Annotated in this window: 15 protein-coding genes and 1 pseudogene; 8 read left to right on the plus strand and 8 right to left on the minus strand. The window is 33.2% G+C overall.

Going from position 1 to position 19,664, the window contains the following annotated elements; translation table 11 throughout:
- Positions 1 to 224: 224 nt before the first annotated feature.
- The 3 genes from ABZP37_RS16085 to ABZP37_RS16095 all read right to left on the minus strand — a co-directional run bounded on the left by ABZP37_RS16085 (position 225) and on the right by ABZP37_RS16095 (position 3,931).
- A complete protein-coding gene (locus tag ABZP37_RS16085) occupies positions 225 to 1,082 on the minus strand; it encodes a universal stress protein (RefSeq protein WP_366184145.1) in 858 nt (285 codons plus the stop codon).
- Positions 1,083 to 1,084: 2 nt separating this feature from the next.
- On the minus strand, positions 1,085 to 2,710 hold the full coding sequence (locus tag ABZP37_RS16090; RefSeq protein WP_366184147.1) for a BCCT family transporter: 1,626 nt from the start codon (positions 2,708 to 2,710) through the stop codon (positions 1,085 to 1,087).
- Between the two features lie 69 nt (positions 2,711 to 2,779).
- Positions 2,780 to 3,931, minus strand: coding sequence for a hypothetical protein (locus ABZP37_RS16095; RefSeq protein WP_366184149.1), 1,152 nt, complete (start codon positions 3,929 to 3,931; stop codon positions 2,780 to 2,782).
- 661 nt (positions 3,932 to 4,592) lie between these two features.
- Here ABZP37_RS16095 and ABZP37_RS16100 point away from each other — a divergent pair.
- Positions 4,593 to 5,123: a superoxide dismutase family protein gene (locus tag ABZP37_RS16100; RefSeq protein WP_366184150.1), complete on the plus strand. Its 531-nt coding sequence runs from the start codon at positions 4,593 to 4,595 to the stop codon at positions 5,121 to 5,123.
- 6 nt (positions 5,124 to 5,129) lie between these two features.
- On the plus strand, positions 5,130 to 5,696 hold the full coding sequence (locus tag ABZP37_RS16105; protein WP_366184152.1) for a YdeI/OmpD-associated family protein: 567 nt from the start codon (positions 5,130 to 5,132) through the stop codon (positions 5,694 to 5,696).
- A gap of 93 nt (positions 5,697 to 5,789) precedes the next feature.
- On the opposite strand, the gene ABZP37_RS16110 is transcribed toward ABZP37_RS16105, so the two are convergent.
- The 3 genes from ABZP37_RS16110 to ABZP37_RS16120 form a co-directional block, all read right to left on the minus strand.
- Positions 5,790 to 6,896, minus strand: coding sequence for a Fic family protein (locus ABZP37_RS16110; RefSeq protein WP_366184154.1), 1,107 nt, complete (start codon positions 6,894 to 6,896; stop codon positions 5,790 to 5,792).
- A 405-nt stretch (positions 6,897 to 7,301) separates the two neighbouring features.
- Positions 7,302 to 9,530: a UvrD-helicase domain-containing protein gene (locus ABZP37_RS16115; protein ID WP_366184156.1), complete on the minus strand. Its 2,229-nt coding sequence runs from the start codon at positions 9,528 to 9,530 to the stop codon at positions 7,302 to 7,304.
- On the minus strand, positions 9,512 to 11,749 hold the full coding sequence (locus tag ABZP37_RS16120; protein WP_366184158.1) for an ATP-dependent endonuclease: 2,238 nt from the start codon (positions 11,747 to 11,749) through the stop codon (positions 9,512 to 9,514). Before ABZP37_RS16120 ends, ABZP37_RS16115 begins: the two co-directional genes overlap by 19 nt.
- Before the next feature lie 433 nt (positions 11,750 to 12,182).
- Here ABZP37_RS16120 and ABZP37_RS16125 point away from each other — a divergent pair, with 433 nt between their 5' ends.
- The 4 genes from ABZP37_RS16125 (at position 12,183) to ABZP37_RS16140 (ending at position 16,354) form a co-directional block, all read left to right on the plus strand.
- Entirely contained in the window at positions 12,183 to 12,749 is a 567-nt protein-coding gene (locus ABZP37_RS16125) for an L-threonylcarbamoyladenylate synthase (RefSeq protein ID WP_366184160.1), read from the plus strand.
- A gap of 115 nt (positions 12,750 to 12,864) precedes the next feature.
- Positions 12,865 to 14,283 (plus strand): HD domain-containing protein, encoded by a 1,419-nt coding sequence (locus tag ABZP37_RS16130; protein WP_366184162.1) that lies wholly within the window; start codon positions 12,865 to 12,867, stop codon positions 14,281 to 14,283.
- A 109-nt stretch (positions 14,284 to 14,392) separates the two neighbouring features.
- Complete coding sequence (locus ABZP37_RS16135; protein WP_366184164.1) at positions 14,393 to 15,415, plus strand: COX15/CtaA family protein; 1,023 nt, start codon at positions 14,393 to 14,395, stop codon at positions 15,413 to 15,415.
- 168 nt (positions 15,416 to 15,583) lie between these two features.
- Positions 15,584 to 16,354, plus strand: a complete 771-nt coding sequence (locus ABZP37_RS16140) for a CDP-alcohol phosphatidyltransferase family protein (protein ID WP_366184166.1) — start codon at positions 15,584 to 15,586, stop codon at positions 16,352 to 16,354.
- A 156-nt stretch (positions 16,355 to 16,510) separates the two neighbouring features.
- Here the strand turns inward: ABZP37_RS16140 and ABZP37_RS16145 are convergent, their stop codons facing one another.
- Together ABZP37_RS16145 and ABZP37_RS16150 are read right to left on the minus strand one after the other, a co-directional pair.
- A complete protein-coding gene (locus tag ABZP37_RS16145; RefSeq protein ID WP_366184168.1) occupies positions 16,511 to 17,113 on the minus strand; it encodes a thioredoxin family protein in 603 nt (200 codons plus the stop codon).
- An 11-nt stretch (positions 17,114 to 17,124) separates the two neighbouring features.
- Positions 17,125 to 17,601, minus strand: a complete 477-nt coding sequence (locus tag ABZP37_RS16150) for a TlpA disulfide reductase family protein (protein WP_366184170.1) — start codon at positions 17,599 to 17,601, stop codon at positions 17,125 to 17,127.
- Between the two features lie 1,053 nt (positions 17,602 to 18,654).
- Here ABZP37_RS16150 and ABZP37_RS16155 point away from each other — a divergent pair.
- Both ABZP37_RS16155 and ABZP37_RS16160 read left to right on the plus strand, forming a co-directional pair.
- Positions 18,655 to 19,230: a sugar O-acetyltransferase gene (locus tag ABZP37_RS16155; RefSeq protein ID WP_366184172.1), complete on the plus strand. Its 576-nt coding sequence runs from the start codon at positions 18,655 to 18,657 to the stop codon at positions 19,228 to 19,230.
- Positions 19,214 to 19,601: pseudogene (locus tag ABZP37_RS16160) on the plus strand (VOC family protein). The gene ABZP37_RS16155 and the pseudogene ABZP37_RS16160 overlap by 17 nt, the downstream one beginning before the upstream one ends.
- Positions 19,602 to 19,664 lie beyond the last annotated feature (63 nt).

The raw sequence follows: 19,664 nt of genomic DNA on the forward strand, positions 1-19,664 counted from the left end.
AAATAAGTTATAAAAAAACCGCAATCATTAAGTTGATTGCGGTTTTCAATTTTATATCTTGTCCCGTCCTGAAATAGCGATACACAAAAAGTATCCTTATGGAAAAACATGAAGAAACACGCTATGTTAAGCGAACGCAAAAAGATTACTCAATGTCTGTCCCATCCTGAAATAGCGATACACAAAAGCAACTTTTAAAAGATACCTCAAAATCTTTTAAATCCTTACTTTACAATCCATAAAGGCACTTCTAGATCCTGATTGAAAAGCTCATCTGTAACACTTCCAACAAGCAATGAAGAGAAGGTATTTCTTCCTTTATCTCCAATGATAATAAGATCTACTTTCGCTGACTGTGCTTTGTTTCTCAATTTTTCGGCTATCCCAGTATCTCTTCCGGGAATAATTTCTGTTGTTAACTCTCCTTTGTATCCGATCTTTTTTATGAATTTCACATATTTTTCCTTTAAATGATTTTCTATTTTCAAATCAAGATGTTCTTTCGGAATATAAATAGAAAATTGTAACGGCACATTATAGACATGGACTGCTTTTACTTTGGCATTTGTAACGTTCTGTAGATTTTCAGCTACTCTAAAAACCTTATTGGAAGCACTTGAAAAGTCTGTTCCGGCCCAAATATTGCTAATAACTGGTTTCGCATTTTTAGGGATCGATAAAATATTACATTTAAGCATGTGGAGTAATTTTCCGCTAACAACTCCTGTCCCTTTAATTTTGTTTTTATTCCCTAATAAGGCAAGCTGAATCTCATATTTATTGACAATATAATCAATCAGTGACTCTGAATAAGGATCTTCTGAAATAAGCACTTCCCATTCTGTTGAAGATGTAAATTTTTCTTCCACCTTTTCATTTAACTCATCACCAATTATTTCGTCAAGATTGATATCTTTCAGCTGCTCTTCAAATAATTCAGAGATCTCATATTTTTTGATATTATGTACAAAGTACACTTTTTTGACCTTTAGTGTTTCAGCAATAAATGATGCATACTCAATTAAAGTGTTGTCTATATCCGAAAGGTCTAAGGCGACCAATATGTTTTTTATTTCAGCCATTATTATTTAATTTTATTTAACTGATTACTATTTTGTTTTTTAACGATGTCTGAAACTATTTCCTCATAATTTTCGAGTTCTTTTTGAGATTCCCGTTTTTGTAATTTCCTAAGATCCTCGCTTAACCCCTTATAAAGCGAAAAGCACATCACTATTAAAATTATAGCAAAAGGTAATCCCGTGACAATCGTAGCTGTTTGAAGAGCCTGCAGTCCCCCTCCTATTAAAAGAACAGCAGCAACACCACCTTCGGCAAGGGCCCAAAAAATTCTTTGACCTACTGGCGCATCTATTTTACCACCCGAAGTTAAATTATCAACCACTAAAGATCCTGAATCTGAGGAAGTAATAAAGAATCCTGCAATTAAAATTATAGCTATAATATTAAGGTAAAATGACAAAGGATAATCTTCTAAAAATACAAATAAAGCAGTGGCAACATTATCATTCACCGCTTTTACAATAGTATCATCTCCAAGAAGTGCTTGATGTAAAGCAGTACTTCCAAAAGCAGTAATCCAGAAAAAAGTCACAATAGAAGGTACCAATAAAACGCCCAAAATAAACTCGCGCACCGTACGTCCTTTAGAAATTCGGGCAATAAACATCCCTACAAATGGTGACCATGCAATCCACCATCCCCAGTAAAAAACAGTCCAAGCATTTTGCCAGTTCGAACCCGTGTAGCTTTCTGTCCAAGTTGCAATTTCAAGAAAACCAGATAAGTAATTCCCTGTATTTTGAACAAAAGATTTAAAAATAAAGATGGTTGGTCCAAGTATCAAAACGATTAAGAGAAATAACACTGCTATTCGCATGTTCCACTCACTCAATACTCTAACTCCTTTATCGACTCCTAATACAACTGAAACAGTAGCAATAGAGGTTACGACGGCAATTAGAATAATTTGAGTTTGCACACCGCTGTCGATTCCGAAAAGGTGATTTAAGCCCGCTGCAATTTGTTGCACTCCCATTCCTAAAGAAGTAGCAAGACCAAACAAAGTAGCCAAAACCGCAAAAATATCTATAGCATCACCGATTTTTCCATAAATTCTATCTCCTAAATAAGGATAAAAAATCGACCGAATAGTTAATGGTAAACCTCTTGAATAAGTAAAATACGCTAACGATAATCCTACCAACGCATACACCGCCCAAGCGTGAAAACCCCAGTGTAAAAAAGTGAATTTCATTGCTTCTTTGGCTGCCTCAGCAGTTCCGCCTTCGGCCATTGGTGGACTCAGAAAATGGAAAATAGGTTCTGAAATGCTCCAGAACAACAACCCTATTCCCATTCCTGCACTAAAAAGCATTGCAAACCAAGAAAGGGTTTTAAATTCGGGTTTTGCATTTTGTCCCCCAATCCGTAAGTGTCCAAATTTGCTGAATGCCAGATAAATCATGAATATTAGAAAAATATTTACGCTTAATATAAAAAACCAACCTGCTTTATTTGCAACAAACTCTTGGGTTTCTGTAAAAAATTGTTCTGCCCCATCTTTAAACATCAGGGTTAATGTGATGATCAGGATGATCGTAATCGCTGAGGTAAAAAACACAGGTCCATTCACTTCCAATCCAAAAATGGATTTCCTCTCATCACTTCTTATAATTTTCTTAGCCATAAATCATTTTATTTTTATTGTAATTTAAATCCTTCAACCTTATCAAATCCTCTATATTAAACCAAAAGTCTAAAAATAGTAACCAATATTAATATTAAACCTAGCTTCCCATTTGGCATCGGGATTCCCTTTAGAGAAATCGTCTACAAAATTTCCGCCTAACCAAGAATGATTGTATCCTGCCGCATAATCAACATACGTATATACATTTCCGGCAGTAATTAAAAACCCAGTCACATTCATATAAGAATCTGTAAATCCAGCTGTTTTTTTCTGCATGAAGCCAAAATCGTTGTAAAACTGTAAGTTGGTTACAGGTCCCCAGGTTACAGGAACATTTCTGGAGATCCCCAAAGTATACATATTAAAATCGGCAGCCACTTCATAAGGCGCTCCATAAGCAGCCATGGTTACAACATCATTAGATTCACCAATAGCGTTTTCAGTATTATTTGTTGCAGCGATAAATTGTGCTTTTCCATTCCATTTCCCTTTCGTTATTTCATAATGAGCGGCAAAAGCAGCATGATTCCCTATTTCTTGAGTATCCAGATTATACAAACCACCATATTCTACAGAAACACCTAACTTACTACTAGACTCTTTTCCGAATTTGTAAATGATTTTTCCGTTGAACTGATTGACTTCTTTGTTTCTACCCGTGACATCATAAGAATAACGGCTTGCAGAATTTTCAGAATTGTTACCAAATCTCATTTCTTCCGAATTTTTAAAAAATGCCAGTTGATATTCAAATTTTTCTCCAGCATGCATGTATTTTATTCCCATATCATGGTCATCCTCTAACCCAACATAATATGCTAAGTTGAAAAACCAGTTATGAGAGTTATATTGTTGAATACCAAAGGGAACTTGAGTCAAACCAACCTGGATTTGATCTTGTTCATTAAAATTATATCCCAACCAACCCTGTTTCAGCATTCCTCCGCCAAAACCATCAGAATACAGTCTGTATTCGGCATTCATTAATATTCCTTTATAAGCACCCTTAGCATTTATTCTGAATACATCATATCCAAAATCTCCTCCACGCTTTTTCTGACCTTCTTTCCATGACGATAAATTATAATTGTAACGCAAAGCTCCCCCAATGCTGAGTTCTGGTTTATCTTGAGCCATTATGGGTATTGTCATTAGAAAGCCTAGGAATAGGAGGTAATTTTTCTTTGAGAACTGTAAACGAGTAATTTTTTCTAACATATATTGATTCTAAAATTAATTTGTGATTAAAATAAAAGATCCCTGAAGATTATTAATTGTTATTTCAGTAGTCCAGTAGGCAATTTGAATACCTCTTACTATGTTTCTTTTACAAATACATAGTATGCAATTGCATAGTTCTTATCTATGGCAAAATGCCAGAGTAAGGAATTCAAAAAAAACTTAAATGAGTAAATGATTTATAATCAATGTCAACCTGTTTGAATAGAAACAGTCTTAAGAAAGTAAAATATTGGACTGCAAATTTAGTCAAAAAAGAGGGCTAACCAGTCACAAATACAGGATTAAGCGGTATTACAGAGAATATGATAATGATAAGTACTTTATTTTACATCATCCGCAATTATAATATTAAATAAAGATATGAAAAATGGTCTGAAAAATTAAACAATAGGCATTCTTGCTAAAAAATCTGTTCTCTAATTTTAGTATTACATGATAATTAGGCTTAAAACTGGTTGTTACTTGCTATTTGTTTATTCTGTTCCAAGAAAGCCCCATACCTCTATGACCATACAAATCAGAAAGTAAAATCACTACATCATCACATGTAAATTTATGTAAGATTTTAAATTATTTATTACTTCGTGTAGTAGATTTAATTTGTAATTTTATGCATCATTAAAAAACACTTAAAATCATGAAAAAAATAATATTTACAACTCTAATTATCTTAGCCATTGTAATAGGATGCAAAACCAATAGTAATTCAAATAATGCTAAAAAGTTGAATTTGACTTTTGAAGCCAAAAGCAATAGTAATGTCGCTGGGACAGCTACTTTTGTTGAAAAAGACGGGAAAGTTACACTAGAAGCACATTTTACAGGACTTACTCCTGGAATCCATGCCATACATATACACGAAAAATCAGATTGTTCCTCTCCAGACGGAAAATCTACTGGAGGGCACTGGAATCCAACTTTTAAAAATCACGGAAAATGGGGTGTTGGCCAATACCACAAAGGAGATATTGGGAATTTTACAGCTGATAAAAACGGAAATGGTTCTGTCAAATTCACTACAGACGAGTGGAATATTGGTTCCGGAGATCCAACTAAAGATATTCTTGACCACGCCATCATCGTACACCAAGGAACAGACGATTTCAAAACGCAACCTACAGGTGATGCCGGTGGACGCGTAGCTTGTACTGCAATTATTAAACAATAATTAGCTTTGAAAGAACCCTTAGAATTATATTTTAAAAATACTACTGAATGGCGTGAATGGTTGCATAACCATCACGCCATTTCGGTTGGGGTGAACTTGATACTTTACAAAGTAAGCAGCGAACACGAAAGCATGCGTTGGGAAGAAGCTGTTCAAGTAGCACTTTGTTATGGTTGGATTGACTCAACGGCTAAAAGAATTGATGATGTTAAACGTCGTCAAAAGTTCACCCCGCGAAAACCCAAAAGCGTTTGGAGTAAAGTCAATAAAACCCACCTCATTCAACTGGAAAAAGACAATCTTATTCACGAAAGTGGCTACGCAACCATTAAAAGTGCCAAAGAAAACGGTTCTTGGGAAGCTTTGGATGCAGTAGAAGCATATGAAATTCCAACTGACTTGGAGAAAGCTTTTATCGAAAATCCAATTGCGTTTACCAATTACCAAGCCTTTGCTCCTTCTTATCGAAAAGCCTACCTCCATTGGCTCAACCAAGCCAAACGGGAAGCCACTAGAACGGCTAGAATTGCAGAAATTATTAGTTTGTGTGTGCAGAATAAGAAGTCTAGGTGATTTTTGACATCTAATTTTAATAGCTTTTCAGCCTTAACAGCAAAATGGAGCACTCTCGTACGGATTGTAATTTTATCAAGTAAAAATTTTCAATCAAGATATTTTCATTTTATAGCTTGTGCTCCTACTTCCTTTATCTTCCTTGTGTAGAATGTCTTTCAGAATCAAATCATTAATATCTCTTAAAGCGGTATCATCGGAACATTTGGTGATTTTAGCCCACTTCTTTGTAGTCAGATTACCTTCAAAATCATTCCAAAGTAGTTGAATCATTTTTAGTTGACGGTCATTCAAAATCGTCTTTTGATGTGTCTTCCAAAATTCGGCCTTTTGTAAACTTCGGCTAATCACTGTTTCTGAGTGGATTATTGCTTTTTTCAAAATATCAATAAACCACAGCAACCAATTAGTACAATCTAAATTCCCTTTTTGAGCTGCCTCTAATAAATCATAATAGCTTTTTCTATTACTTAAAATCTGAGACGACAAGCTATAACAGCGCATCGCATTATTTTCTGATTTTGCCAAAAGGCTTTCTGAAATTGAACGAGCGATTCGACCATTTCCATCATCAAAAGGATGAATTGTCAAAAACCATAAATGTGCAACCGCTGCTTTTATAACTAAATCTTGACCAGTATCTTCAGCAAGCCATTTCATAAAGTCATCCATTAAAGTCGGAACTAAAGCAGCAGCTGGCGCTTCAAAATGTATATTTTCGTTTCCAATTCCACCCGAAACCACTTGCATCGGCCCTCGTTTATCTTGCCGCCAATCCCCTACTGTTATAGGATACAATCCACTATTACCAGTTGGGAACAGAGCAGCGTGCCAACTGAAAATACGCTCTGTAGTTAGTTCGTCCTTGTAGTTTTGGAAAGCATCCAGCAATAACGCCACAAAGCCATCAATATTTTGATTTGTAGGTTGGTTGTCGTAAAATGGATCTCCGATCTGTTTTGCGATAGAGGAACGTACCGCTGCTGGTTTATAAATTTCGCCCTCTATCTCGCCCGAAGAAAGTACTTCTGTTTCTAACAATAACAAATTGGACTCATATTGCGTACTAAAACCCAATGACTCCATTTTGCCCAGAATGCGTCCTTGCAAAAAACGTACTTCGCTTAAAGGAGTCAATAATTGCTCATTATCCCAATAAAACTGAGGGAAATCTGGTCGTTCGTGGATGTATTTTGTCATTGTCCTTAAATTATGCGGTAAATATACAATTATTTACCGCATAATTTGCAGAGAATATTAAGTTATTCACCGCAGGATTGATTACTTTATACTTAGAACAAGCTTAGTTTTTGGTACTTTTCGTCATTGCGACGGAGAGCAGGTCCCGTTTTCGGGAAAGCAATCACGTACTGCATATAACAGCCTAATCATCCACTACGACAATTCAAGTTTCATTGTACGATGGATCGTTAATCGCGGAGATAAGATAGAGACTACTACTTTTTTGGCACGCAGATTTATTTGATTTTAGCAGATTTTTGTCACTATTCGTCATTGCGACGAAGGAAGCAATCACGTACTGCTCTTAAAAGCTTGATTAGTTAACAGCATCAGTATTTTTATCATGTACATCCTAATTATTTTCTACTCTGCGGTCGGCACTTTAATTAATTCATCAAGAGATATTACATTTTTTTCTCCAAACCATTCTTTCGCTTTGTCAATTACATTTTGACTAGGGTTGCTATAATAAACTGCTAAGTTTTCTTTTGCTCGTGTGCAACAAACGTAGAATATTTTTTGAGTTCGAGGTAAAGTTTTATAAAATGATTCTAATTTAGATTTTGTTTTAGATTTTCCATCTTTCAAAATTTCTTCTTGATTGATACTATCAAAAAGATATTCAAAATTATAATCATTCCAATTACCATTATCTAGTACAACAAGCACATTATCAAATTCATCACCTTTAACTTTATGTTGAGTTGAAAAAGGGGTTTTTCCTTCTAAATAATCGTATAAGAATTGGAATTCTTTATATTTAACAGCTTTTACTCGATCATAAATATATTCATTTTCAATCATAAATTTATTTAGATTACTATCTATCAGACATATTCTTGAATCATTTGCAAGATTAATAATATCTTCTATTGACTTATCACCAACATTAATTAAATCTTGAATACTTTCACTTAATATTTTTTTATCGCTTAGTCTTGTTATTTTGTATTCGGTATGTTTTAGAAATTCATTATAAAGATTACTTTGATATAAATAAATATTTGTTTGGATTTTAAATAGATGTTTAATTAATTTATCTCTTTTTGAACCTTTCTTACTTTCTTCTTCATTATCCTGTTTTTTGTCATCAATTAAAGAGTCTTTATCTAAGTATATCTTTCTAATCTCGGAAAAAGGTTTGTCTTTTAAGTTGTTATATAAAAGTAAATTATTTGAATCTCTTAGTACAATGTTTATTTTAGAAACTTTTGTAGTGAAATTTAAAGCTTCAACAAAATCCTCAAATGAAGAATATAGATTGTAATTTTTTTTGGGAATTTTCTTTTGTACTCTAACTTTGTCTAATAATTCAATCATTAATGGAGTGTTAACTTTTGAACTAATAGCTTTTTCTATTGAATGTCCTTTAATTGCATTGAATGAGGATAACTCTTCTTCATTTAATTCAATCTCCCTTATTAAATATGGTGTTGAGTTTAAGTCAAATTTACCTATAACATTTTCAAAAGTATCTTCAACGGAAATTTCTACTTCAGGTTTATTGTATTTTTGATTATCTTTAATTTTTTCAAGTATATTATTCTTAAATCCAATAATTTGATCCTTATCATAAATGTCCATAAGGCTTTGAAAACCCGCTTTAGTTGCAATTAGATTATGTGTAAGGTTTAACTCTTTGGTTTCTTTGGTGTTGTCGAAATCCCAATAAAGATTCAATTTCAAATAATCTTTAACGCTATCGGTTTCTTCGTCAGTTGAATATAAAAAAAGTATTTTCCCTAATTTTACTGCTCCACATGGATTCATATTAGGAGCAGTAATATCGTTCGACTGTTCTTGTGTTATTCCATCTGTTCTAAGTCTATTTGCTAAGTCTATAACAAACTTTGGATTTCTTCTATTTTGAACTTTTAATACTTCATGAACAATACCACTTTCTGTATATTGGTTTAAATCACCAATACCCTTATTATAAATTGATTGCATTGAATCTCCAAAACAACCAATAATGTTTTTTTTATTACTTTTAGTTAAATATTCTAAGAAAATTTCAACTACATCAGGATGAGAATCTTGATATTCATCAATAAATATAAAATTAAACTTATCTTTTACTATATCACATAATAATTTATGATTTTTAAACATTCTATTAGATATAATGAGTAACTCATCATGCGAAATAATCCCTTTAAATAATTGTGTTCGCTGATAAGAGTATTTAATTTCTTCTACTTCATTAAAAAAGTTAAAATCAACTTTTTCATTATTTATAAGTTTGATTTTATCAATTTCATCGTCATTAATTAACTCGATTAAAACGTTTTTAAGTTCCTTTTGATAATTCTTTATGTTGTCCCATAAAAAATCATGTATAGTTGTAACCTTTAGGTTTTCATGATTTACTCTTTCTTCAATTTCTTTAACAGCAGAATTTGTATAAGTCATACAAGCCACTTTTGCAGTAGGAAACTCGTCAATTACTTTTTTAATTACTTGAACTAATGAATATGTTTTTCCGCTACCAGCACCCCCACTCAAAAGGAAATTATTTCCTTTTCTAATGAGTTCCATTATTTGCTGAAACTCATCTTTTTCTTCAATTGTATTTAATCCTGCTTCAACCATAACAATCCTTCTTTTATGTAGGCAGGTATTTGCCAATTACTAAATTCATTATCATTATCATCAGTCTTACTATTCATTAGGATTTCTATTGCTAATGAAGGTTTGCTTCCTACTCCATGCTCAGCTAATTCAAACGGATTATTATTTATTTTAAATTTTTTAAGCCATTTCTTTGTTATAGATTTAAATGAATTTTCTTCATCGGAAATAAAATCTTGATTGATATGAAAGAAAGCATCTTCAAAACTCCTAGCGTGATAATCTAATTCTTTCGTTTGATATGTTATTAACAAATTACCTATTTCATCAGTTTTCCATTTCCTGTTTTCATCTTTAATTAAAGTTTTAGATTCTAATAAAAGCTCTTTAAAATAACTTAATTCATCTCTGGTCTTATCGTAGAAAAACAGTAATGAATTATTCGATGTTCTACTAGCTTTCTCATCACTTGCAGGACATTTTTCTTCTTTTAATTCAGGTGTTCCGTCATCTTTTAACTTAGGAGTAATTTTATCTTTTTTCATGACGGGAGCTAAATAACAACTGTCTATATCGGTTATAATTAAGGATTTCATTCCTATAAAATCAATAAATTTTTCAAATATCTGTGAATACGCTCCTACTTCAACAATCGATATATTTTGTGATAATAATTTATTTTCTTGAAATTCATTGTCAATTTTTTTCATCATTGCTGGTAGCAAAATCCTTTCAGTATCTCCTTCAATGAAAATAGCCTTATCTGTAAAAAATAATTCTGCTCTGTTTAATGTTAGATATTGTTTAAGGAATCTATAATTTTGGTCTTCCCCATTATCAATATATTCTTTTTCAAGGTCTTTCATATTTTTAGAAATGACTTGATTTTTATTTAACTTTTTAAGGTACTTAATATCGTCAAATTTACTTTCAGCCACAATATGAGATGAATGTGTGCTTACAATATATTGCAATTCTCTACTTACTACAATATCATTTCCTTCGTCATTTTTTAATTTCTTTTTAATTCCATCCTTTAGTAAATCTTTAATATTTTTTATAAAAACATATTGCATTTGCGGATGCGTATGAGCTTCAGGCTCTTCAATGAAAAGCAAATTAATATCAGATGGTCTTTCTAATTTTCCTTTTTTAAACTCTTCAACTTGTATTTTTATTTCAAAGATTAAACTAATCAAATTCATGTATCCTAAGCCATTGTGATGCTCAGGAAGTTTATCGTTATTTTCATGTGTGTACATTACTGTTGTATTACCTTCCAACAACTCACGATGCTGTAAAGTTGAAAATATTTCGATATTAGTTTCTTCTTGTTTTAAACCTCCAAACTTTTTTACGTCATCAATGACTCCTTTAAAAAGGTCAGCATAAATTTCGCTTAAAGTGTTGTCCGTACTCGAAAGTTCATCAGTAAATTTTTCAATCTTTTCTTTTTGTTCATCACTTGTTTCTTCTTTTTTATATATTTCAGAAGTTTGTCTAGATAATGTTTTATCGGTTTCTTTATTATTTACGTCCCGTTTTGCTTTTATCGATTTAAAATTAATTATCTCCTTAAAGTTTTCATTTCCAACGACAGTTGATTCAATAACACAGTGATCAATAATACTCCATTCTAGAGGAGCTTTAAACAGTTTAAAATATTCTGCGAAATTTTGCTTGAAAAATTCATTAAAATCACGTTCTACATAAGTACTTTTGATTTCTTCTGATGCTTCTGTTTCTTCTTCATTTTCAATAGGTTTTATTATACCCTTATCAAATTTTGTTTTTTCTTTTGATTTAAATTCAGAATAATCTTTTCTAATTTTTTTGTACCTATCATAATTAATTACAAAATCAAAACCTAAAACAACAAAATTATTATCTGGATCTAAATTCATCATTACATTACAAATATTTGATAAATCGTCTTTTTCAAAATATTCAATAACTATTCGTAATTTAATTCCTATATCTTTCCCTAAATTCTCAAACTCCTTTTCTGTTTTTTGATTAGTATCTTCAATAAGTTGATTTAATTGATTTTTAAAAAATAAATTAAAATCTTCAGAAGTAAATTTGCTTTTTTCAGAATTAATAAACTTGTCTAAAACTGCTAAAATTGATGTTTTACCAGAATTATTTTTCCCTAGAACTAAAGATAATTCATCTTCTAAATCAAGTTTAAAATCTTGTAGAAGTCTAAAGTTCTTAATTTGTATTTGTTTTATTTTCATATTAAGTTGATATGGCTTAGTTGTATACTTTACAAATATCTTTTAAATAAATAGAAAAACCTTACGGTTTCCCGTACCAACTTTAATATAATAACTATTTATAAAGATACTAAGCCAAATTTACCAATTAAACTTCCCCAGCCGCTAAAAACCACTCAGATCTTATCAACAATATCTTACACTTATGTACAAATACCAATATATACTCTCTCTCCCCAACTCCCCGCATTAGGGATCGCAGCGGCATCCTTTTTTGGGGCTTTTTCTGCCCCAAAAAAGATACAGCGTAGAGCCCGACCGTAGGGAATGCCCAAATAATTATTCTGACTAGTCGAACATTCTATAAAATGTCGTTAAAAACCATTTTTAAACCTGCTTGGATGCCCGCTAAATGATAACAAATAAATATCTTTGCACCACTTAAAATGTAAAGATGGATATCAATCAGGAAATACTGAATGCTTACGAGGTGATTAAGGAGGGCGGAATTATTCTATACCCTACCGATACGGTTTGGGGAATTGGCTGTGATGCCTCGAATCCTGAGGCGGTGGCCAAGATTTATAAACTGAAACAACGTGCCGAAACGCAGTCGATGATTTGCTTGATGAATGGCGAGAAGATGATGTATAATGTCTTTAAGGAGATTCCAGAAGTGGCATGGCAAATTTTAGATTTGTCTGAGAACCCAACGACTTTGATTTTGGATAATCCGAGAAATGTGGCTGCAAACATCATTGCAACTGATAAAACACTCGGAATAAGACTGGTTAAGGAACCGTTTTGTTTTAAGTTGATGGAGCGCATGAAGAAGCCTTTGGTGTCGACTTCGGCAAATATTTCAGGACAACCTACTCCTAAAAGTTTTAAGGAAATTAGTCCTGCAATTATTAATGGTGTGGACTATGTGGTGAATCTGAACAAGGATAAGGTTTCGGGTAAGCCGTCTACGATTATTAAGTTGGGGAATGACCACCAAGTGAAGATAATTAGAAAGTAAAAAAAGTTTAAGCGCTTGATTGTCTAAGCGTTTAATCCTAAACACAAAATGTTTAAAAGTTTAAGGTTTTAAAGTGGTTTAAGTCGACTTAGAATCTTAAATCTGAAATAACAATATGAATTATACCAAAGCATTAGAGAATCCTATTTTTAAAATTGTGGCGCAAGCGAGTGCCGAACTGCAAATTGACAGCTATGTTATTGGCGGGTTTGTACGCGATTACTTACTAGAGAGACCGTTGAAGAAAGATATTGATATTGTAGCTGTGGGTAGCGGTATTGAACTGGCATTGAAGGTGTCGGAACTACTGCCTAACAAGCCCAAAGTGCAGGTTTTTAAAAATTACGGAACAGCAATGTTGCGTTATAAGGATACCGATATTGAGTTTGTGGGCGCTCGTAAAGAGAGCTACCAAACGGAAAGCCGTAATCCAAAAGTCGAAATCGGCACGTTGCAAGACGACCAAGATCGCAGGGATTTTACGATTAATGCGTTGGCTTTTTCATTGAACGAAAGCAATTACGGGGATTTAATTGACCCTTTTGGTGGCGTGGCAGCTTTGGAGGCTAAGTCCATCAAAACACCTTTGAACCCTGATATTACCTACTCTGACGATCCTTTGCGCATGATGCGTGCCATCAGATTTGCAACCCAATTGGGGTTTGAAATTGAGGCTGAGTCCTTGGAAGCGATTTCGAGAAACAAAGACCGCATCAATATTATCTCTGGTGAGCGTATTGTGGACGAGTTGAATAAGATACTATCGACACCCAAACCTTCTATAGGCTTTTTGTTGCTATACAAAACAGGTTTATTAGACATTATCTTACCCGAATTGACGGCTTTGAATAATGTGGAAGAAATTGAAGGTCAGACGCATAAAAACAACTTTTACCACTCGCTTGAAGTGGTGGATAATATATGCCCTAATACTGATGATGTGTGGTTGCGTTGGTCGGCTTTGCTACACGATATTGGTAAAGCACCAACTAAGAGATTCAACAAAAAACAAGGTTGGACGTTTCACGGACATGAGTTTTTGGGTGGAAAAATGGTCAAGCGAATCTTTGAGCGTTTGCACATGCCATTGAACCAGAAAATGAAATTTGTACAGAAAATGGTGGTGATGAGTTCACGCCCAATCGTGCTTTCGCAAGATTTGGTGACCGATTCGGCCGTACGTAGATTGGTTTTTGATGCGGGTGAGGAAGTGGAAGATTTGATGACCCTTTGCGAAGCGGATATTACGACCAAAAACCCTGGGAAGTTCAAGAAATACCATAATAATTTTGTGATTGTACGTCAGAAAATTGTGGAAGTAGAGGAGAAAGATTCTGTTCGAAATTTTCAGCCTCCGATTACAGGAGAACAAATTATGGAAATTTTTGATTTGAAGCCTTCGAGAGAAATCGGTACCCTAAAAGAAGCGGTTAAAGAAGCTATTTTGGAAGGTGAGATTCCGAATGAATACCAAGCTGCTTATGATTTTGTTTTGAAAAGAGCCGAAAAAATGGGTTTGAAGGCAATAAAATAGAATATTCTAGTTATAAACTAGGATGACAAGTGTTTGAATAAAACTAACCGTTATGAAATTAAGAATCATTGAGACTTAAGTTCATAATGGTTCAAACTATAATATTAGAATGAATAAAGCAGATAAATCAGTAATTTACTGGTTACTTACAGGATGTTTTCTTTTGTTTTTGATGGTTACCATAGGTGGTATCACACGTTTAACCAATAGTGGTTTATCAATGACCGACTGGCATTTGGTAACCGATACCTTCCCTCCTTTGACGGATGAAAAGTGGAATACGGCTTTTGAAGAATACAAGAAATTCCCAGAGTACCAGAAAATCAATATTCATAACGACTTTCAACTGTCAGACTATAAATTCATTTATTTCTGGGAATGGTTTCACCGTTTTATTGGACGTATTATTGGGTTGGTATTCATCGTCCCGTTTGCTTATTTTTTAATCAAAAATAAATTAAGTCGTGCCACCATCAAAAAATGCTTTGTATTACTCTTTATGGGTGGTTTTCAAGGTTTTTTGGGCTGGTTTATGGTTCGAAGCGGACTAATTGACAATCCAGATGTGAGTCATTTTAGACTTTCCTTACACCTTACTTTTGCCTTTACCACCTTTGCTTATACTTTATGGGTAGCGCTAGATTTGATTTATCCGCACCGCAATCCTGTGCAAATAGAATTGCGAAAAATTGCTCGCTATGCCCTGGCTTTTTTACTCCTTCAAATCATTTATGGTGGTTTTGTAGCAGGATTGAATGCCGGATTGATTCACAACCACTGGCCGTTGATGAGTGATGGACAATTTATACACGATAGCGTTTTTATCGAACAACCAAGTTTACTACTAAACTTAACCGAAGGAAAAAGTGGAGTTCAATTTGTACACCGAACACTCGCCTATGTTGTGGTTTTCTTTATAGGTTGGTTGTTTTTCAAAAGTAAAAAAAGCATGTTACTCCAAGATCAGAAGAAAGGCATCAACGGTTTGATGTTCTTAGTATTGGTACAATTTGCTTTAGGAGTATTTACGTTGTTATTGGCCGTTCCTTTATGGTTGGGGTTGGCACATCAAATCAACGCTTTCTTTTTGTTGGCGACCATGACGTATACCTTGCATAGGCTTTCTAAATAAGCTCTAAAAGTTATGAATTATGAGTTATAAATTAACGAATTGATATTACGAAAAGTCAACTTACATAAATACTAATTCTCTAAAACTTAATTTTTTTAATTTATTTATCCTCAATTCCTTAAATTTACATTTGACTATATTGTCACATTTCTTTGTATTCCTACAAAAATGTCAAAACTTACTACTCAAGACCAGTTCCTCGATTTATCAGATTACGGCAGACCTTTTGGGAGGTGGCTAGCAAATTCCTTAAAAAATACCCGCTTTACACCTATAGACGTCACTTTATTATTCGGTTTCTCTGGACTCACAGCTATTTATTGCATCTTAGAAGGTTACTTGTATTGGGCGGCTTTCTTTATCATTCTAAAATCTATAATTGATGCGGCTGATGGGGAACTAGCCCGAATTAAAAACACACCCTCATACACAGGACGTTATCTGGACAGTGTATTTGACATTATATTGAATTTCTTGATATTATCAGCTATTTGTTATGTTTCCAACACGTCATTTTGGGTCACATTGATTGCTTTTGCAGCGATCCAAATACAAGGAACTTTATACAATTATTACTATGTGATCTTGCGTCACAAATCTACTGGTGGAGATGCTACTAGCAAGATATTTGAATACAAAGCACCTCGTGCATTGCCTGGCGAAAAACAGAAAACCGTAAACATTATGTTCCAAATTTATACGATTGTTTACGGGAAGTTTGACACCATCATACACGCATTAGATCCAAATGCTTACAAAGTTAAAACCTTCCCTAACTGGTTTATGACTATGGTTTCTTTGTACGGATTAGGCTTTCAATTATTATTAATTGCCATTATGCTTCCGCTCGGTTGGATGGAGTGGATTGTACCTTTTTTTATTGGATATTCGTTTTTGATTGGGGTGTTAATTCCGGTTAGACGTATGTATATTGTGTAAAATGACACGCGAATAAAACGGATTTTTACATAAAAAAAAGAGCAAAAACTAAGTGTTTTGCTCTTTTTTTTATGATTCTAAACCAGATAGCATTGAAAAAATTAGTGAAATTCTATTTCAAAAACCTACAATTAGTGCGATTCGGGTTAAATAAAACTATCTCTTTACCTTAATTCCACAGCCAATTGCTTTGGTTGTTTCTGGTGAAGGTATTTTTCCGCTTTCTACTGCAGCGATTGCATTTTCTAGGTATTTTTCTTTTACTTCTGTCGCACTGTCTACGTTATCATCAATAGCTCCAATGTATTTTACCACTTTATTTTTGTCCAACAAGAATACGTGTGGTGTTTTTGTTGCTCCATATTGAGGAAATATTTTTTGCCCATCATCAAACAAATACGGGAAAACAAATCCTTTTTCCTTAGCTCTTACTTTCATCAATTCAAAGCTATCCTCTGGTTGTGCTTCAGGATCATTAGGATTGATTGCTAATAAAATATAGCCTTTAGACTTATACTTTTTTGCCAAATCATTAATTCGGTCTTCATACTTTTTAGCAAAGGGACAGTGGTTGCAAGTGAACACAATAATGAAGCCTTTTGCGCTCTTATAATCAGCCATACTATACATTTTTTCATCTACAGATTTTAGACTAAAATCAGTGGCCGTATCACCTATTTTATAGCCAGCTGGAGGAATTGGATTGGCTACGCCAATAAAAAAAGTAAATAGCAATAATAAAGAAGTGATGATTTTCATAGGATAATGTGTTAGTTAATATTAGAATTTACGTATTGATTAAGCTCTTCAAAAGTCGCAAAATCACGTTCTGCAAATACCCTTTTTTCACCTTTAATAATCAAAGTAGCGGGTATAGATCCAGACCAACTTTTGTCCACTTTGGAGAGCCAATTATTATAGTTTTTATCGGTCAAAACCACTACCTCAGACTGGATGTTTTTTCGCTTCAAAAACGGAATCAATTTCGCCTGAATCTGGTCTTTAAAATCCAAACTTATTAAGACCAATTTCACCTTTTTATTCTCTGCATTTAGCTTTTCAAAATAAGGTAATTCTTTGACACATGGAGCACACCAAGTCGCCCAAAAGTTGACAACATAAGTGGTGTTTTTATCACTCAAAATCACTTTCTCCAAAGCCGTATAATTATCAAAAACAACTGGAGTTTGTGCGTTCATTTGGAAGGAGAAAAAACCACATAAAATCAAAAAAGAAATATACTTCATATTGACGGGAATTATTTTTAAAAGAGTCACGAATTTACAATCTAAATCTGGTTATCTGATTCCACTTAACAAAACATTATCATTAAAAAGTCATTCTTTTTTTCAGTCAAAAAAAACAGTCAAAATGTCTCAAAACGGAGTCTAAACAAGCTTTATTTTGAACTAAAAAAAGTAGTTATTTTTTAATCTTAAGCCAAATATTCCTCTTACTTAAATAAGAAACAATCAATCAGGTTTTCACTTAAACTTTTACTTTATATAAAATAGAACAATATAAAACATTAAACCATCTACAAAACTCCTAATTAGACAGATAAAAAACACTTATACTTGTCATTAATAAAAAATAAAGAAACTCATTACTACATAGTACAGCGCAACAAATTGTCAAAGTAAAATAGTAAGTAGCATATAAAAAACCTACGAAAACTCAATATAGACAAAATCTATACCTGTTGTTTAAACACTTATTTACCAAATACATATGCCAATCAACTTAAACTATTAAATAATATAAACTAAAAAACAGTTCAAAACACATATTCTAAGTGAATCCTCGACCAAAGTACTCTGTTTTTCCCAATAAAACAGCATTATAACTTGATATTTTTCCTTTTCGAAATTTCGCAAAATACTACTTATTTTTCCTGACTACGAAATACATTAAGAAAAACAAAACTCCCCTCCTACTTCTTCCTTCCCTGATTCTAAAATACCCAAAACCGAAGACTAAAAAAAACTTGAAATTGACCTCAAAAAAAAGAGCTTTTTAAACTTTAAAAACAGAGCTCCCACAACCCTATTATTCAAACACAAAAAGCCAACAAATAAAGGTCCGTTACTTGTGTTTTTCCTTGAATAAAAAACAAAAAAAGTATGGATTGTAATTAGATTTCCATGAAAATTTTTGGGGAAATTATTTAAAAAAAATAATATCTCTAAAAAATTAAGAGTTCAAAAACGACAACTTAATTTCCAAAAAGCTCCTATTTAGACTTGCAATTTGTCCGTTAAAAATGACTATTTTAGCCAATAGAAAAAACCTTCTATTTTATGAAAACAGAGAAAGAAAAAATGATTGACGGCGAGTATTATTTGGCTGGAGATTTCACCTTAGTAAAAGACCGAAGAAGAGCCAAAAATTTATTACATCGATTAAATATCACGGAATATAGAATAACTAAAAAAGCGCGAGAAATCATCGCAGAACTCATTCCAAATTCCGGTAAAAATTTATACATCGAACCACCATTTTTTTGTGACTACGGATACAATATTTTCTGTGGTGATAATGTGTTTTTCAATGTCAATTGTGTGGTGCTTGATGGCGCCAAAGTTTCTATTGGTTCCAACGTTCTTTTTGCACCCGGAGTTCAATTATACACCGCGGCTCACCCACTTGATGCCGAAGCTCGAAAAACAGTAGAGTTCTCAAAACCGATTACCATTGGTGACGATTGTTGGATCGGTGGTAATGCTATCATTTGTCCAGGCATCACCATAGGAAACGGTTGCGTTATTGGAGCAGGTTCTGTCGTTACCAAAGACATTCCAGATAACAGCATGGCGGTTGGCAACCCAGCGAAAATCATTAAGAAATTAAACACAGACAATACCCCAACTCAATAAGGTTCATCGTATCGCCATTATTTGTTCTGATTTCCAAAAGTAAAAACATTTCTATACTCAAATCCCAGGACTAAAAGTTATTCGCGAATAATATCGTGAGCAGCGGGATTAATACAAACTTGATTTAGGCTTGAATGGAAATTACATTATCGAACTTTTTTCGTTTCCAAACCCGCCAAAGCAAACTTCTCGTCCAGAGAGATCTGGTTTGCTTCATTTAGCTTTCAAAGTCAATCATAGAAAAAACTAGAGTACACTTGACTTTTAAAAATATAAATTGTGAAACGATTCGGGTAGATGACTTTACAGGAAACTGTTTTTTCTTCATTGCTGATCCTGACGAACTACCGATTGAATTTTACGAGAAATAACACAAAATGTTAAAAAAACAATATTTTCGTATTTGATTTATACCTTTGCACTCCTTAAAAAAG

This window comes from Flavobacterium ovatum (genome assembly GCF_040703125.1).
In the GTDB taxonomy this organism is placed as follows: domain Bacteria; phylum Bacteroidota; class Bacteroidia; order Flavobacteriales; family Flavobacteriaceae; genus Flavobacterium; species Flavobacterium ovatum.

Coding starts and splice junctions, on each gene's coding strand:
- ABZP37_RS16085 (WP_366184145.1), bottom strand. CDS start 1,082: ATGGCTGAAATAAAAAACATATTGGTCGCCTTAGACCTTTCGGATATA.
- ABZP37_RS16090 (WP_366184147.1), bottom strand. CDS start 2,710: ATGGCTAAGAAAATTATAAGAAGTGATGAGAGGAAATCCATTTTTGGA.
- ABZP37_RS16095 (WP_366184149.1), bottom strand. CDS start 3,931: ATGTTAGAAAAAATTACTCGTTTACAGTTCTCAAAGAAAAATTACCTC.
- ABZP37_RS16100 (WP_366184150.1), top strand. CDS start 4,593: ATGAAAAAAATAATATTTACAACTCTAATTATCTTAGCCATTGTAATA.
- ABZP37_RS16110 (WP_366184154.1), bottom strand. CDS start 6,896: ATGACAAAATACATCCACGAACGACCAGATTTCCCTCAGTTTTATTGG.
- ABZP37_RS16115 (WP_366184156.1), bottom strand. CDS start 9,530: ATGGTTGAAGCAGGATTAAATACAATTGAAGAAAAAGATGAGTTTCAG.
- ABZP37_RS16120 (WP_366184158.1), bottom strand. CDS start 11,749: ATGAAAATAAAACAAATACAAATTAAGAACTTTAGACTTCTACAAGAT.
- ABZP37_RS16125 (WP_366184160.1), top strand. CDS start 12,183: ATGGATATCAATCAGGAAATACTGAATGCTTACGAGGTGATTAAGGAG.
- ABZP37_RS16130 (WP_366184162.1), top strand. CDS start 12,865: ATGAATTATACCAAAGCATTAGAGAATCCTATTTTTAAAATTGTGGCG.
- ABZP37_RS16135 (WP_366184164.1), top strand. CDS start 14,393: ATGAATAAAGCAGATAAATCAGTAATTTACTGGTTACTTACAGGATGT.
- ABZP37_RS16140 (WP_366184166.1), top strand. CDS start 15,584: ATGTCAAAACTTACTACTCAAGACCAGTTCCTCGATTTATCAGATTAC.
- ABZP37_RS16145 (WP_366184168.1), bottom strand. CDS start 17,113: ATGAAAATCATCACTTCTTTATTATTGCTATTTACTTTTTTTATTGGC.
- ABZP37_RS16150 (WP_366184170.1), bottom strand. CDS start 17,601: ATGAAGTATATTTCTTTTTTGATTTTATGTGGTTTTTTCTCCTTCCAA.
- ABZP37_RS16155 (WP_366184172.1), top strand. CDS start 18,655: ATGAAAACAGAGAAAGAAAAAATGATTGACGGCGAGTATTATTTGGCT.